The organism is Oligoflexus sp. (assembly GCF_035638955.1).
GTDB lineage: Bacteria > Bdellovibrionota_B > Oligoflexia > Oligoflexales > Oligoflexaceae > Oligoflexus.
Window position 1 is genome coordinate 31,619 of sequence record NZ_DASQYZ010000500.1, and the last position, 16,274, is coordinate 47,892.

8 protein-coding genes and 2 pseudogenes are annotated in these 16,274 nt (G+C 52.5%); 8 read left to right on the forward strand and 2 right to left on the reverse strand.

The features are described 5' to 3' along the window. Window positions 1–38 precede the first annotated feature (38 nt). Window positions 39–1,562: an ATPase domain-containing protein gene (locus VE954_RS41290; protein WP_324964257.1), complete on the forward strand. Its 1,524-nt coding sequence runs from the start codon at window positions 39–41 to the stop codon at window positions 1,560–1,562. Then, on the forward strand, window positions 1,549–2,721 hold the full coding sequence (locus VE954_RS41295; protein WP_324964259.1) for a sensor histidine kinase: 1,173 nt from the start codon (window positions 1,549–1,551) through the stop codon (window positions 2,719–2,721). Before VE954_RS41290 ends, VE954_RS41295 begins: the two co-directional genes overlap by 14 nt. Before the next feature lie 12 nt (window positions 2,722–2,733). Here the strand turns inward: VE954_RS41295 and VE954_RS41300 are convergent, their stop codons facing one another. Then, a complete protein-coding gene (locus tag VE954_RS41300) occupies window positions 2,734–6,681 on the reverse strand; it encodes a PAS domain S-box protein (protein ID WP_324964262.1) in 3,948 nt (1,315 codons plus the stop codon). Window positions 6,682–6,923: 242 nt separating this feature from the next. On the opposite strand from VE954_RS41300, the gene VE954_RS41305 reads away from it, so the two are divergent. The 3 genes from VE954_RS41305 (at window position 6,924) to VE954_RS41315 (ending at window position 11,043) form a co-directional block, all read left to right on the forward strand. Then, window positions 6,924–9,677 carry a 7TM diverse intracellular signaling domain-containing protein gene (locus tag VE954_RS41305; protein WP_324964264.1) on the forward strand — a complete coding sequence of 918 codons (2,754 nt, stop codon included), beginning with the start codon at window positions 6,924–6,926 and terminating at the stop codon, window positions 9,675–9,677. 113 nt (window positions 9,678–9,790) lie between these two features. After that, window positions 9,791–10,339, forward strand: a complete 549-nt coding sequence (locus tag VE954_RS41310) for an SRPBCC family protein (RefSeq protein ID WP_324964266.1) — start codon at window positions 9,791–9,793, stop codon at window positions 10,337–10,339. Between the two features lie 29 nt (window positions 10,340–10,368). Beyond that, complete coding sequence (locus VE954_RS41315; RefSeq protein WP_324964268.1) at window positions 10,369–11,043, forward strand: glutathione S-transferase family protein; 675 nt, start codon at window positions 10,369–10,371, stop codon at window positions 11,041–11,043. On the opposite strand, the gene VE954_RS41320 is transcribed toward VE954_RS41315, so the two are convergent. Continuing rightward, complete coding sequence (locus VE954_RS41320) at window positions 11,040–12,494, reverse strand: hypothetical protein (protein ID WP_324964270.1); 1,455 nt, start codon at window positions 12,492–12,494, stop codon at window positions 11,040–11,042. The genes VE954_RS41315 and VE954_RS41320 overlap by 4 nt on opposite strands. 207 nt (window positions 12,495–12,701) lie before the next feature. On the opposite strand from VE954_RS41320, the gene VE954_RS41325 reads away from it, so the two are divergent. The 3 genes and pseudogenes from VE954_RS41325 (at window position 12,702) to VE954_RS44645 (ending at window position 16,261) form a co-directional block, all read left to right on the forward strand. Further along, a complete protein-coding gene (locus tag VE954_RS41325; RefSeq protein WP_324964272.1) occupies window positions 12,702–13,571 on the forward strand; it encodes a Ku protein in 870 nt (289 codons plus the stop codon). After that, window positions 13,572–14,609: pseudogene (locus tag VE954_RS41330) on the forward strand (DNA polymerase ligase N-terminal domain-containing protein); the annotation flags it as partial. A gap of 19 nt (window positions 14,610–14,628) precedes the next feature. Further along, window positions 14,629–16,261, forward strand: a pseudogene (locus tag VE954_RS44645) (hypothetical protein). The last annotated feature ends 13 nt before the right edge of the window (window positions 16,262–16,274 follow it).

The window sequence follows — 16,274 nt, forward strand, 5'->3', positions numbered from 1 at the left end:
GACGGCCTGATTTTATCTGCGACAATAAGGACCAAGTTATGGGAAGCAGTGATACGAAAAGCGCTAGTCCAAGTTTACAGCCGGAGAGAGCCGCAACCGGAATACCTGGCTTGGACGACATTCTTGGCGGGGGATTTCCCAAAACTCGTGTCTATCTGGTCGAAGGCGACCCTGGCTCTGGCAAGACGACTATGGCTTTGCAGTTTCTGCTAGAAGGATTGAAGCAAGGAGAGTCGGGACTCTACGTCACATTATCAGAAACAAAAGATGAACTTCTGGCTGTCGCCGAGTCTCACGACTGGAACCTGGATCATCTGGCGATACACGAACTGTCCTTTCCTGAGGACAAGTTAACCCCAGGTGCTTACTATACGTTTTTTCATCCGTCCGAGGTCGAACTCAGTGGCACAACAAAATCCGTCCTGGCGGAAGTCGAGCGGGTCAAACCCGTCCGTGTGGTGTTTGATTCGCTCTCAGAAATGCGCCTTCTGGCTCGGGATCCTTTGAAATACCGACGCCAGATCCTCGGGTTGAAGCAATTTTTCATAGGCCGTGCCTGTACGGTTTTGCTGCTGGATGACCGCACAGCGCCTGATGGCGATCTGCAGTTGCAAAGCCTGGCCCACGGCGTGGTGATGCTTGAGCAGCTCTCCCCTCTTTATGGCGCTGAGCGTCGACGCCTGCGGGTTATCAAAATGCGGGGCGTAAAATTCCGCGGCGGCTATCATGATTTCACCATTAAAAAAGGTGGACTTGAAGTTTATCCAAGACTTATTTCAGCCGAACATCCTAAAAATCACGTTTCGGTTACACGCGAAAGTACATCGACCGGACTCAAGGAAATGGACCAGATTCTGGGTGGTGGCCTCAATCGGGGTACGAGCACACTGATCATGGGCCCAGCCGGGGCTGGAAAGTCAGCTTTGGCTTCGCAATATGCTTACGCTGCGGCTCTACGTGGCGAAAAATCCGTGATATTCACATTTGATGAAGGCGTCGCGACCCTCTTTGACCGAGCCGAAAGTCTGGGCTGCGAACTTCGTAAACATGCGGACTCTGGTCTGGTCAATGTCCAACAGGTGGATCCTGCCGAACTTTCTCCTGGCGAGTTTGTGCATCGCGTGCGCGAGGCCGTGCAAAAAGATAATGTCAGTGTAGTTGTGATTGATAGCTTGAATGGCTATCTCAACTCGATGCCCGAAGAGAGTTTTCTAGTCATTCAGATGCATGAACTTTTGAGTTTTTTGAACCAGAAAGGCGTGGTCACGATACTGGTGGTGGCCCAGCACGGACTTTTAGGGACCACCATGCAGGCACCGGTGGATGTCAGTTATCTGGCGGACACAGTGATCATATTGCGCTACTTTGAAGCCAACGGCTTTGTGCGAAAAGCGGTATCAGTGCTCAAGAAGCGATATGGTGCCCATGAAGATTCGATTCGCGAGTATATAGTGTCATCAAAAGGACTTCGAGTGGGCGATCCATTGACAGGATATCACGGAGTCCTGACCGGGGTTCCCGAGATATTACCCAGCTTAAGAGAACAAAGTGCGACACCCTGAATCCAATGACTTACGAATCCTCGTACTGGCAGCGGTGCAACCTGATGCCATGCTTACGCAACAAGTTCTTGAGGAGTCAAGCCTTCAGGCTGTTATTTGTTCCAATATTCAGGATCTTTGCCAGTCCATCCGTGAGGGAGTCGGGGCCGTGCTGGTCGCCGAGGAAGCGCTGTTTCCCCACGGTCTGGAAGAGTTGAAGACCACTTTAAACGCTCAGGCCCAGTGGTCTGAAATCCCTATCATCGTGATCACCTGCGGCGGCGACCTCACCGAAGCTGGCTTTGAAATCATGCAGGCCTTGGAAATGCTTCGCAATGTGACACTCATTGAACGTCCCGTGCGGCTCATGACCCTCGTAAGTGTGGTCAAAAACGCTCTCAAATCCCGTAAACGTCAGTATGAAATGCGCGAGCTTCTGGATAAGTATCAAAAGTCGTCCGAGGCCGCGGAAGCAGCCAATAAGGCCAAAAGTTATTTTCTAGCCAATATGAGTCATGAGATTCGCACACCACTCGGTGTGATCATGGGCTTTTCAGAATTGCTTTTGGATGAAGATACCGATGACGAAGACCGGGCCGAATTCGTTAATACGATTCTCCGTAATGGCAAGCTCCTGACCCAGATCATCGATGACATCCTGGATCTCTCTAAAGTGGAAGCCGAAAAGCTTACGATCGAAACGATTCCTTGCTCCATCCCGGATTTGATGGCCGACGTCGAACTCCTGATGAAACATCAGGCGCAACAGAAGGATATTCAGCTCAATCTGCAGATTGAAACGAATGTTCCGCGCGTTATTGCCACGGATCCGACCAGGTTGAAGCAGATTTTGATCAATATCATTGGCAATGCGATCAAGTTCACCAATCGTGGGCACGTGGATGTGCAGATTGTGCGCAAGGATCAGTCCAAACTGGAATTTGTCGTGAAAGATACTGGTCGGGGCATCTCTGCCGAGCAGCAGAAAATTTTGTTTCAACCTTTTTCGCAGGCGGATATCACCACCACGCGTAAGTTTGGTGGCACGGGCCTGGGACTCGTCCTATCCCGGCGCCTTGCCGAAGCTTTGGGTGGGGGCCTGGAACTAACCGAAAGTCAGGAGAACGTGGGTTCAACGTTCACGATCACTTTGGGACTGCCCCAGAGCATGTCGATCTAAGGGTGGACGGCGTTAGTGTAGCATCTGCTGTTCACTCTTTTGCGAGAAATCAACAAAGCGTCGGATCGTCGCCAGCAGTTCCTTAATATCGACCGGCTTCGAGATATGTCCATCACAACCAGCCGCAAATGATTTTTCCACTTCCTCTTTCATCGCATGGGCCGTAAGGGCGATCACAGGCTTGCAATAACCCCTCGCCCTAAGTTGCCGGGTGGCTTCAAGGCCATCCATAACGGGCATCATCACATCCATCAGGATGATATCGTAGTTATTCTGCAGCGCCAGGTCCAAGGCCTTCTGCCCATCATTCGCCATTTCCATCTGCACACCCACCTTCCGTAGATAGGCTTTCAGCAGAGCCTGATTGTCAGGATTATCGTCTACGATCAAAACTTTAAACTGGCCGCCAAGAGATGGTTCAACGCGATCCATTCTCATGGGGATCGTCGGGATTCTGTCAAAAGACGTCACACAATCGGAATCAACGGCATCACCAACCAGAACAGTAAAGGTAAAGCAGCTCCCGTGGCCAGCCACACTCCACGTAAGCTTGAGACTCCCCCCCAACGCCTCAGCCAGCCGCCGTGAAAGGTGCAGCCCAAGGCCCGTGCCACCGAATTTTCGCGTGATGGAAGCATCGGTCTGGGTGAACGGTCGAAACAGTTCGCTCTGTCGCGCGGAATCAATGCCAATGCCGCTATCTTCCACATCCACACAGAAAGATGCCGGACCGCGCTTGCTTGTCTCTTGAAAACGGAGACCGACCCGAACACGACCATGTTCGGTGAACTTGATCGCATTGCCAACCACATTCATGAGAATCTGCCGGAACCGAATCGAGTCCGATTCAATGAATTGAGGAACCGGAGTATCGCAGACCACCATGAGTTCAATTTTTTTCTTTTCAGCGAGGACCGACATGGACTGAATGCACTCATAGATCAGATCAGTCACAGGGAAACGTCGGCATTCAACCTGAAACTGGCCTGACTCAACCTTTGACAGATCGAGAATATCGTCGATAATGTGCAAAAGGTGTGAACCGCTGGCTTTGATGCGCAACGCATAAACCAGTCGTTCCTCTTCATCCAGATCGGGCTCGGCAAGCAGATCCGCATAGCCGATGACGCTATTCATGGGTGATCGAATTTCGTGACTCATATTGGCAAGAAAGTCGGACTTCGCTCGGTTGGCGCGTTCCGCTTCGTCTTTCGCCAGACCCAGCTCGGCTTCGAATCGCTTTTGTTCCGAGATGTCCTGAACCACCGCGATGGCGCCAGTGAGTTCACCAGTCTCGGTGTGCACGGGACAGGCAGAGCTTAAGATAATCTTTTCCTGGCCGTCAAAAGTTTTGAGCCGAACGACCTCGTTCAGTATGATTTTACTTTGGGACAACGCACGAGCCAAAGCCCAATCCTGCGCTTCCAAGCGTTGACCTGAATCGAACCAATAGCCTTCGTATTCCTTATAGCGGTCCATCCCCACGTGCTTCACGCCGCCCCAAATCATTCGAAACGCTTCGTTGGTCGTCGTAATCTGTCCATTCCCATCGGCGATCACCACCCCGACCGGGAGCTGACTGAGAATGGCTTGCGTTCTGGCTTCACTGGCGGCCAGGACATCGCTGGCCATTTTCTGATCATGAATATCGGTGCAGGTTCCCATCCAACGGATGATGTCGCCTCGTTCGTTCCGCACAGGCAAAGCCCGACCCAAGGTCCAGCGGTAGTGCCCTGAACGATGGCGCAAGCGATATTCGATTTCATAGGGTTCACCGGTGGCAAGGCTATGTTTCCAGCTGGTCCATGCACGATCCTGATCGTCGGGATGAAACATGCCATTCCATTCCGCACCATCCGTTGACCCTTCAGGAACCCCGGTAAACTCATACCAGCGCTTATTATAATAATCGTGATAACCATCGGCTAAGGTGGACCAGACCATTTGCGGCATCGCATCTGTGATCGTACGGAACTTCGCTTCATTCTCCTGAAGCTGCTGACTCGCGAGCTTATGCTCATGGATATCGGTGTTGGTACCAAGCCATTGAATGACTTCCCCTTGGCTGTTTCGTAGGGGATTCGCCCGACCCAAATGCCAGCAATATTCGCCATCAGAGCGCCTCAGGCGATACTCGATTTGATAGGGCTTTTCAGAGGAGATCGATGCCGCCCACTGTTTCAGTGTCCGCTGGATATCATCAGGATGGTGCAGATTCTGCTTTTCCCATCGCGAACCTTCCGAGTCCACAGGATCGATCCCAAAATAGTCGTAATGTCGCCGGTTGAAATAAAGGATATCGCCTTGAGCATTGGCAACAAAGGCCATCTGCGGCATGGCATCAGCAAACTGTCGAAACCGCGCTTCGCTTTCCTGGAGCCGCTGTTCAGCCTGTTTGCGTACCGAAATGTTGAGACAGGTTCCCAGAAAACGTGTGGGGTTTCCGTCACGGTCCTTCTGCACCTCACCACGGACTTCAACCCAAACCCATAGTCCATCCATCGGCCGCAACACACGATATTCAACCATATAGGGTTGACCGGTCGCAATGCTGGAATCGATCGCCTGCTGCACATGAGGACGATCATCGGGATGGATGAGGTCCAGCGCAGCTTCCAACGTGTTGAGAGGGTGCGCGAGTCCCCAGTCCTGACTCATCTGAGGGTCCAGAAGTATCGCATTTTGCTGAATATCCCAGTCGTAAAACCCAATCTGGGATGCCGCGAGGGCTAGTTTCAAGCGCTCATTACTCTGTTGATTCGCATTTTCCATAGCTACGCGATCGCTGATGTCCTGAGCGATGATGATATGCGCCGAAGGTTCGTCCTGGGGATTGCGGAGGGTGGCGACACCGATGGAGGCCCACAGCGAAGTTCCATCTTTGCGGGCCAGCTCATGTTCCGACCGTGTGACTGTCTTCATCGCGGCAAGACTCAGACCGACTTGCTCCATGGTCATCCGGGAAAGCTCATTTTCTGAGTATCCGATCATGTTGCAAAAGGCCGCATTCACCTCGCGGAACCTATGCGTGACAGGATCAACTTCCGTCATTCCAATCGGAGCTTTTTCAAAAATTTTTCTGAGTCGATCCTCGTTGGCCAGTAGCTTTCGTTCGGCGCCATGCACCGTCTCCGCTGTGACCCAGGCTACGAGTGTCAGCAGCAGAATAAAAATAATGACAAACGCCGAGCTGGCGACGGCAGGGCTGAACATGATCTCAACGCCTGAACCAATCAAAAGGCTCAGGACAGGGATACAGACGATCAAGGGAAAGAACAGTCTACGGATGATCTGGCCCGCGAGGCTATCACTCGCCACGATTCTCATGAAACCATGATCGGGTCGCGCGGAGAGAATGCCTACAGTCAGAGCCAGGCAAGCCATGGATGACGGTATCGACATCTGTGGAATTTGCGCCAAACTACTCGATCTATAAATCGCATGATTGATATGACCAAGCAAAGCCTGAAGGGGAAACATAACCGCAAACATGGCCAGATACTGGGATGGCCTGTGACCGGCCTTCGGTTCCCAATCCAACCGATCGAGACTGAGGGCAACCACGATCAAGGTTACGGAAGTGGAAATCGACATGTGTAAAAAGAAGCCTGAACCCGACTCCAGGCCCACGAAAATATTCAGCAAACTCAGAATGGCGACCAAACCAGTCAGGCCCAATAAACATCGAATAAAATTGCGCTTCCCTGGTGTCGAGGAATAATCTTTCTGGCTCAGCAAGAGTAACACGCTTCCGACGAGGATAAAGCAGGCGGCTGCATCAGCGGCCATCCCAACATATCCAGGCAAGAGTCGATGGCCCCAGCCGGCAAGCGTGCAAACGGCGAGCGTCACGACAAACAGACCACAACCTCGGGTCACCCGGAGAAAGCTCCGAGCTGATCCAGAATTCGACCGCATCACACGTCCGCTTTCTGATATCCAACTGTTATCATGAGACATTCAGATTTCCCGAGTGGGCGTTCAGCCATAGGCGAAAGAGTGTTTCCAGCGAAGCGAGGGTATGCCACCCTTGGCAGTGAGTCAAGGTCCGAAGTTTCGATGGTGGCTCCCTTTGATACGCTCAGTCATACCCCAAAGTAAGACTATTTTCTCTGTTTTTTCAGCTCAAAAGCCGAAACCTCTTTGTGCTCTTAGGACCTTGTCGATGAGGGAGTCATCCGATTCTTGGATTGCCCTTAAACATGTCCCGTCGTCCAGCAGCCGCCCATTTTTTTGTGGTCGGCTTTTGGATCAGCATGTTCTTAACGTCAGCCCTGCGTGCGAGCCCCATTCTCACTTACGATAAGTCCAAAGCCAGCGAGTTACTGGGCCCGTATCTCGAAGTTTATCGTTCCCCATCGGCCCATGCCCAAGATGTGCTACAGGCTTCGGACCTGGAGTGGGCACGGTCCAAAAGTGATGTGCCATCGTTTGGCTTTGATGACAAGGGCACAGTCTCCTACTGGGTCCGTTTTCAAATCGCGAATACAGACACGAGCCCGGTGGAAGTTTTTCTTGCCAATCACTATCCACCAACAGATTACATTCGCCTCTACGAGCGAGGGCCGGATCAACGTCTCGCCTTGATCGAGGAACAAGGCGATCGGTTGCGCTATAACAGTCGTTCCGTTCAGCACAGGTTTCCTGTGTTTCGGGTCACGCTGACTCCAGGCACCCACACATTCTATATGGAACAGGCATCCCTGGGCGCCATCCAATTTCCCCTCAAAGTCTGGCGGCCGGATGCCTTTGAAGAGTTTGCCCGACACGAAAACCTGGTTCTTGGGGCCATCATCGGAATCTGTGGCTTCGTCCTCTTGTATAATCTTTTTATTTTTGTACGTCTGAAGGCCAGAGTTTATCTTTTCTATGTCGTCCACAACTTTACGCTGTGCATCTATCTGTCCAACTTTCTTGGCTTCACGCAATCGATTCTGTTGCCTGACGTCATGGGAAGCTGGTGGTTGACAGAAGGCGCCAAGATTAATATGGACATTCTTCATCTCACCGCGCTTGCCTTCACGATCGTCTTTCTTGACATCAAACAGAACGCTCCCAGGCTTTATCGATATCTTCTAGGGCTCATGGCATGCGGGATACTTACTCTTTTTAATACTCTGACATGGAAGCTTTGGTTTAACAATCAGACGGCCATCTTCAGCCTATCCGCTTCGGTTTCCGTTCTTTGCATCGGCTTCTACTTAAGCAAAAGATTCACCTTTGCCCGCTACTATACACTTGGTTGGTCGTTCTTTCTCATTTTGAATATTGGAACTATCTTCTCCCTGTTGGGAGTGACCGCGACCAACATCAACCTGATCTCGTGGGGACAAAGCATAGGGCACTGCATGGAACTCTGCCTTTTATCCTTGGCCCTTGGTGAGAGGATTGCCTGGATCAACCGTAATCGAGAAGAAACCTTGCTGGAACTCAACCAAACCAAGAGCGACCTTGTCTCAACTGAGCAGGAAAGGGTCCGCATTCAGGCCCACCTTCTCGATGAGCGTGAACATCATATTCAGGACCTCGATCGCAAGGTCGAGGAACGCACCCTCGATTTACGCTCCATCTTGAATACGATCAATCAGGGCATTTTCGCGATCCGTCTCGCGTCCCATCACTGCCTCATGGATCCTGACTATTCGCCCTTCCTGCATTCCATCCTGGGTTCGTTCGACTGTACGAAGGATGATCCGGTCGACCTTCTCTTCCGTGACTCCACCGTGGGTCACGATGATCACAGCCGCATCCGCTCCATCATCATTTCAATGATGGACTGCGAGAGGCTGGCCTTTGAATTGAATATGAGTGCGCTCCCCCGTGAAATCCAGCGGAAGGATGGCCAGGGCCAAAACAAAATTCTGGAAATCGACTGGGATCCTATCGTGGATATCCACGGGAACATTCGAAAGTTGCTGGTCGCTGTCCGTGACGTGACCGAATATCGGGCGCTGCGCAGCCAGGTGATCAGCCAGAACAAGGACATTGAGATTGTCCGTGATCTGCTTCAAGGTGGATCCTCGTCCCATAATTCCCGTATAGCCCGGATCGTTACGGATCTGGAAGACCTGCTTCAAGCACCCCGAATCGATGATGCTGCTGTTTTGCGCCGCCTCCATTCCTTGAAGGGCGATTCGCGGACGCTGCATCTGAAAGCCTTGAGCGAAGCCATCCACAATACGGAAGCGTGCTGGCTGCAGGATCAAAGAAACCCAGCTCAGGGCCAGGAACTTCTGTCCCAGGCCCATGCCCTATCTCGACGGTATTATGATATCTGTCGAACGTTTGAGCGGCGGTTCCGCAGTCTGGCCGTGACGCATGAAAACACCGCACAGCAGCCATTCCAAACGATTCGCCTGGCTGAACTGTTGGCCGCGGAAATGGAACAGATGCCCTACCTGGCTCGCGATCTGGGTAAGACAGCGCCTTCTCTCAAACTGGATGCTCATGATTTAGCGCTGGCACCGGATCAGGCCGATGCCCTGCGTGAATGTTTCGGCCATCTTCTTCGCAATGCGATGGATCATGGTTTGGAGAGTCCCGATGTCAGGCGTAACGCCGGCAAACCCGAGCCAGGCTGTATTCAGGTCCAGATCCTGGAACATCAGGGATGCTATGAATTTATTTTCGACGACGATGGCCAGGGTCTGCACCTGGATAAACTTCGCCACAAAGCGCGGGCTCTTGGTCTGAATCCCCACGCGGAGGATGACGAGGCTGCAGCCGCCCTCATCTTCATCCCTGAACTCAGCACCAAGGATGAGGCCTCCATCATCTCGGGACGCGGCATCGGTATGGATGCGGTCCGCGATCGTTTAACGTCCATGGGAGGCTCCATTGAAATCAGGCTCCTTCCGGGCGAGGCCAAGCCTGGTTACCGTCTCTTTTCGCTTCATATCCGCGTGCCCGTAGCCCATGGGTTGGACTTCCCGCAGCCCCAACGCCAGGTCTCCTGAACAAATACCTGAAATAACAAAAGAAAATATTTTTCACGCGGGCGTCGATCCAGGGCTTCATCAGACGACTATTTGTGTCAACATAGTTGGACGACACCCACGGAGGCCCCCTTATGAAAAAAGCACTGAAGTATGCTCTGGCTGGTCTGGTTACCCTGATCGTCCTTCTTCTCATCACGGCGTCTCTGCAACCGACGCAATGGTCCATCGAACGGTCGACCCTGATCAAGGCCCCGCGCGAAAAAGTCTGGACGATCGTCAGCGATTTGAATCGCTACAATGAATGGAATTCCTTTGCGCAAATGGATCCGGCGGCCAAGACAACGGTTGAAGGCCCCGCTGCTACGGTGGGCTCAACGTATGCCTGGGATGGCCAGGAATCAGGCGCCGGAAAAATGACCACCACCACGGTCATTCCGGGGCAACAGATCGATTTCAAACTTGAATTTCTGCGGCCTGTGCCGGCAAATAACGCCGCCTCATTTATCGTTCAGGACGAGGCTGGCCTCACGAAAATGACCTGGGTTATGAACGGCAAGCATGAAGGCATTATAGGCCTCATCAGCCGAGCCATGCATCTCTGCATCAGTATCGACTCCATGTTGGGCGGAAGCTTTGAATCAGGACTTGCCGTTCTTAAAGAAATCGCTGAAAAGGAATAATCACTCGACCCAGCATCAGGAGGTCATCCGTGTCCCTTGCCCTTTACCTGCATCCACTCGCTTCCTTTTGCCATAAGGTGCTGCTCGCCCTTTACGAAAATGGGACGCCTTTTGAGAGCCGCATAGTGGATCTCATGAATGATGAGGCCAGCGCGCGTTATCTTAACATCTGGCAGGTTGGAAAAATTCCGGTTTTGAGGGATGAGTCTAGAAATCAGACCATTCCCGAGACCTCGATTATTATCGAGTACCTGGAACAGCACTATCCTGGGTCGAGGCCGCTCTTACCGAAAGATGAGGCCGTTCGGCTGGATGCGCGCCTTTGGGATCGTTTTTTTGACCTTTACGTCCAGGTCCCGATGCAAAAGATTGTGATCGATCGCCTGCGCCCGGAGGATGGGCATGATCCCCTGGGTGTCGCCGAGGCCCGGGATACCCTGAAAACCGCCTATAGGATGATCGAGCAGCGGATGAGTGACAAAGTCTGGGCCGTCGGTGAATCATTCAGTCTCGCCGATTGCGCCGCCGCACCCGCGCTCTTTTTTGCCAATATTGTGGAGCCATTCTCCTCAACGCACCCAAACCTGGCGGCGTATTTTGAGCGCCTGCTCGCCCGCCCTTCGTTTCAGCGCGTGCTCACTGAAGCCCGGCCTTACTTCCCGATGTTTCCTTATCGGGAAGCTATGCAGGCCCGGTTTCTTTAAGCCACCCTGCTGATGCGCTTGACTGGTTCGCGTCGGGTTTCCTGGTCATAGGCTCCGTAACTGGCTGAAGCCAGGTGGCCGGTCCAGGTATCAAACCGTCGCGAGCTTTTCAAATCATGACTCTGATGAACGGCCACATAAGTCAGACTCTTCAAGTGTCCAAACACGTTGCCAGGTCCATCAAAAATGAGTGTCCGCCAGGTTCCGGTATCCAAAAAATATCCGGCACGGGAACCGGGGCATTCGATCGGCACCTGATCGTGATGATGGGTATGCCCGGCTATGACGAGATCCACTTCACCTTTTTTCAACAACTCTTCCTGGGCTGCATAAGTCGCCGGTTGAGCGGTTTCCACAAAGCCTTTCAAGCGAAGCGCGGTCTTAACCAGCCAAACCAATTTTGAAGCAGGCGCCTGCTGTAAAAACCAGAGGACTACGGCTGCCATCCAACCCATGGTGAGACATCGGCTTAACCACGGTGTTCCTGGGCGTGTGAAAAACTTATTGGACATGATCACCCGACACGCATCGCGGAGGATAGGTCGCATGAGTTCAGCCACTTCATCATCCAAATTCTTACCGTGCTCATCTTTGATCTTGTTCAAGGCAAAGGTCAAATAATCAAACGTGGTATGATCCGGCCGTACATCATCGAAGTCCAGAAGCGCCAGATAAAGCTTCCGATAGACCTCACCCTCCCGAGGTTTTTTCATCAGATCCTGATAGCGTTCGCGGAACTTGTAAGCAAGGGCCGCTCCGACTTCCAGCGCCAGCACATCACCAAGTGGTGAGCGCATGTAATGTTCATTCGGATTTTCACCCGCCACGGGTGCCACGTAATTGAAGCGATCGTATTCATGCCCGTGTCGAATCAAAACTCCGTAGCGGGCGCCTGCCTCGTGATGCTTGTAAGCGAGCTCATGGGGAAAGACACCATCGTGAACCGGTATACCCAGGATCTCCCGCACCTTCCGCCGGGTTTCCGGCCAGGCATTGACCAGACGATCATGATTTCCAGGTATATAAACGATCTCCAATTTCATATCAGCAAATTCCTGAATCGGCTGACCCCGCTCATCCCTCTTCTGGACGAACATCTGGCGAAGCGCTGTCAGGAATTCCTGATTGTCCTCTTCGATTTTACCCAAAATTTTCAGGACGACATCCCGCAGCTGAGCTGGTGGCAAACCCTCATGATAGGGCCGGAGGTTCTGTTCCAGCCACACAGGCGTGCGCAAAATTTCGAAGATGTCACCATTCAACACGAGCTTGACCACCTTGGTCTGAAACTTTCGTTGGTAGTTGACCACTTCATCTTTCAAAAGAGTAAGAGCCTCAGGCGCAATATTTCGATGCACCCCACACTCTCTGGCCTCGCCATTTTCACCTTGATACGAGAAGACGTCGGCCGACGTGTGCTGAAGATGTAAATCGCTGATAACAATAATCATTTTAATGCCTCACCCAAGCTATCAAATTCGATTCCAGATATCCCACCATCGGCATTTGTGCGGCGAGTCTGGAGGCGATGACGCGAGGCGAACGTCCACTTCCGGTCGAGACGACCCTGTACAAAGTTTACGACATTTTCACTTCCTGCCATTTGATTATCATGGAGGCAGCAGCTGGTCCCTGAGCCATCTTTTGGGAGAGTCGTTATGCCTGCAAATGTGTGGAAAGGTTCCATCAGTTTCGGACTTGTGAATATCCCAGTCAGTCTGCAAAACGCACTGCGCGAAGATCACATTGCCTTTCGCCTGCTCGAGAAAAAGTCCCTCTGTCAGGTTAAATATGAACGGGTTTGTAAGAAGAATAATAAGAGTGTGCCCTGGAATGATGTGGTCAAAGGCTATGAATATGCCAAGGACAAATTCGTCGTTCTGACGGAGGAGGACTTTCAAAAAGCCGCCCTGGCAACCTCCAAGGCCTTTGAAATCGAGGACTTCGTTCCTGCCGATCAGATTGATTCCCGCTATTTTTCCAAACCCTATTACGCCATCCCTGAAGAAGGTGCTGAGGGAGTTTATGCATTGCTGCGCGAGGCCGTCAAGGAAACGGACACGGTCGGCATAGGTCGTATCACCATCCGAGGCAAGCAGCATCTGGCCGCAGTCAGGGCCCTGGACAATACCATTGAAATCAATCTCATGCGCTTTGCCGATGAGGTCATTGAACAAAGTGAATTCGATATTCCCAGCGGCGAAAAACCCAAGGCTCAGGCCATGAAAATGGCGAAGCAATTGATTGAGTCCCTGACGGCCGATTTTGATCCTCATAAGTACAAGGATCAGTACCGTGAAAATCTTCAAAGCATTATTGATGCGCGGATCAAAGGGAAAGCCATCAAGCTGGTGGAGGCTGATGAGCCCAGACCGACCGCCGTCATCGATCTGGTGGAACGCCTGCAGGCCAGCCTGAAACGTTCCGTATCAGACACCCCAGCAAAATCCGCTAAGCCGGTGAAAACCACCCGACGTGCTTCGACAAAAACCGCGAAACGCTCGACCGCACCAAAAAAGAGGGCTTAAATGGTACAAACGGACGTCCATAGCAAACTCAAAGTGTATCGCTCCAAACGCAACTTCAGCAAGACGCAGGAGCCCAAGGGCGATGAGCCTGTCACCGGCAAACACCAGCAGCTGACTTTTGTCGTGCACAAACATGATGCGAGCCACCTGCACTACGATTTGCGATTGGAAGTCCGTGGCGTTATGAAAAGCTGGGCCGTTCCCAAAGGCCCGTCCTTTGACCCCAAGGTCAAGCGATTGGCAGTCGAAGTGGAAGATCATCCCATGTCCTACAACCGCTTTGAAGGGACCATCCCTGATAAGGAATATGGCGGTGGCACCGTCATGCTTTGGGATGAAGGTCATTGCACAGTGGATGATCCCACTGCCGATCAGGATGCTGAAGAGTTGATGGCTCAACGTATCGAAAAAGGTAAGGTCGTGATTACCTTTCATGGTCAACGGCTGCGTGGTTCCTTCACCCTGCTTCGCACGCGCCGAGGGTCAGGCAGTAAACCGCAGTGGCTGCTCATTAAAAAAACGGATGCCCATGCTGATTCCAACTACGATCCCGTCCGGGACGAACTGACCTCTGTGATCAGTGACCGGGCGATGGACGATATAGCAGGAGGTAAAAAAATCAGCAAAGCGTCGAAAACAGCAAAACCTACGAAAGCAGCCAAACCTGCGAAGGCCGCGAAGGCCCAAAAGGCGACACGCTCAAAAAAAGCCAAAGAGCCGGAAGTCCAGGACGACGAGCCTGAACCCGTCCCTGGCCTTGAACTACGGCCCATGCTCGTGTCGACAGCTGAAGATCTGCCCGTTGGCGAAGATTGGGTTTATGAGCAAAAACTCGACGGTGTCCGCGTTCTGGCCTTTATTGATAAGGATGGTTTGGCCCTGGTGTCCCGCCTGGGCAAGGATAAAACTAGGCAATTTCCAGAATTTACCGCCCCTCTTCAAAAACTCGCCCAAAATCTGAAGGGGCCTTTGATTCTGGACGGTGAAATCACCGCCGTCGATGCCAAGGGGCGGGCGCTGGGATTCCAGGCCATGATGGGCCGCATTCATCTGGATGATGAAGCCTGCAGTCCAATCCGAAATCAAGGCCACGCCTCTGGTCTTTTACATCTTCGATGTCCTGCTTCGGGGCAAGGACAATCTCCTGCCTCAGCCTTGGACCGCACGCCGCAAGGTTTTGGACGAGGTCATGGCCGCATCCAAGAGCAAGCTTCTGCATCTGGTTCCCTACAGCGACGATGCGGAAGAGATGCGAAAACTTTCCGATGAAGAGGAATGGGAAGGGCTCATCGTTAAGGACAAACACAGCCCCTACCAGGCTGGCATTCGCAGCCGGGCCTGGTTGAAATGGCGAACCCTGAAACGCGAGGAATTTATCATTGGCGGCTGGACCGAACCCAAAGGCAGCCGAGAACTGATCGGCAGCATCCTTCTCGGCTATTATGATGAACACCAGAAGCTGCAATATGCCGGACACGCGGGCAGCGGCTTTACCAAAAAAACTTTGAGCGAAGTGCGCAAGATTCTGAAAAAAAGAGAGCAGCCCAAATCACCCTTTGCCACATCCATCAGCACCAACACCAAACCGCACTGGGTGAAACCGGAAGTCATCGCTGAAATTCGTTTCAAGGAATGGACCTCCGATCGAAAACTGCGGCAAGGCATCTTCCTGGGGCTCCGCAATGATAAAAAGCCTCAGGATATCCACGGAGTCCCAGCCCACATCAGAACTCCAGGAGCAGATCAAAGCTTTGCCGATCGATCTGCGGAATTGCAGGTCGGAAGCGAAGCGTTACATCTCTCCCATCTCAATAAGGTCTACTTCCCCAAGCTAGGCGTGACCAAACGCGACGTGCTGGAATATTATGCTTCCATGATGGATCTCATATTACCTTGGATGGAAGGCCGACCCTTGGTCCTCAAACGCTATCCTGATGGTGTAGGCGCCAAGGGTTTCTATCAGCAGGCCCCCGATGAGAAGGCCCCAGGCCGCGTCGAGAGCCTTGAAACTGAGCAAGGCATGGAACCGGCGTCTGATCGGAGGTGACCCCATCACCCTCCTCTATCTGGCGCAAATTGGTGCCATCAGCTATGACCCCTGGCATGCACAGGTTGGCGATCTGCACTGCCCTGATTATTCCATAATCGACCTCGATCCTGGTGAAGGCACACCCTTCCGAACCGTTCGCGAGGTGGCGCTCGCCTGTCTCGATGTCCTGGACAAAGCCCAAATCAAAGCAGCCATGAAAACCAGCGGGGCTACCGGCATTCATCTCTACTTGCCTTTGCCGCCGGAAACCAGCTGGGAAACGTCGCGCATTCTTGCGGAACTGATATGCACGCTGGTGCAACGCAATGCTCCCACCATTTCCACGCTGGAGCGCTCGATAAAAAAGCGGCCTAAAGGAACAGTCTATCTGGATGCGCAGCAGAATTATTTAACACGCAGCGTGGCCGGTGTATGGTCCCTGCGGGCGGAACCTATGGCGACGATTTCAACACCGATTATCCGCGACGATTTGGAGAATGGCATTGAGCCAACCGACTTTACCATTCATACTCCCGTGCGGGATCGCCAGAAACTGTGGAATAAAGCTATGTCCACGCCCATTGCCATCGACAACGTGTTGAGCCTAACGGCGCCGGAGCCAGCTGCAGGGCAGCTCGACAAAAGGCGGAAAAAGCACTAACATCTCAGTCTCT

Coding starts and splice junctions, on each gene's coding strand:
- VE954_RS41290 (WP_324964257.1), top strand. CDS start 39: ATGGGAAGCAGTGATACGAAAAGCGCTAGTCCAAGTTTACAGCCGGAG.
- VE954_RS41300 (WP_324964262.1), bottom strand. CDS start 6,681: ATGTCTCATGATAACAGTTGGATATCAGAAAGCGGACGTGTGATGCGG.
- VE954_RS41305 (WP_324964264.1), top strand. CDS start 6,924: ATGTCCCGTCGTCCAGCAGCCGCCCATTTTTTTGTGGTCGGCTTTTGG.
- VE954_RS41310 (WP_324964266.1), top strand. CDS start 9,791: ATGAAAAAAGCACTGAAGTATGCTCTGGCTGGTCTGGTTACCCTGATC.
- VE954_RS41320 (WP_324964270.1), bottom strand. CDS start 12,494: ATGATTATTGTTATCAGCGATTTACATCTTCAGCACACGTCGGCCGAC.
- VE954_RS41325 (WP_324964272.1), top strand. CDS start 12,702: ATGCCTGCAAATGTGTGGAAAGGTTCCATCAGTTTCGGACTTGTGAAT.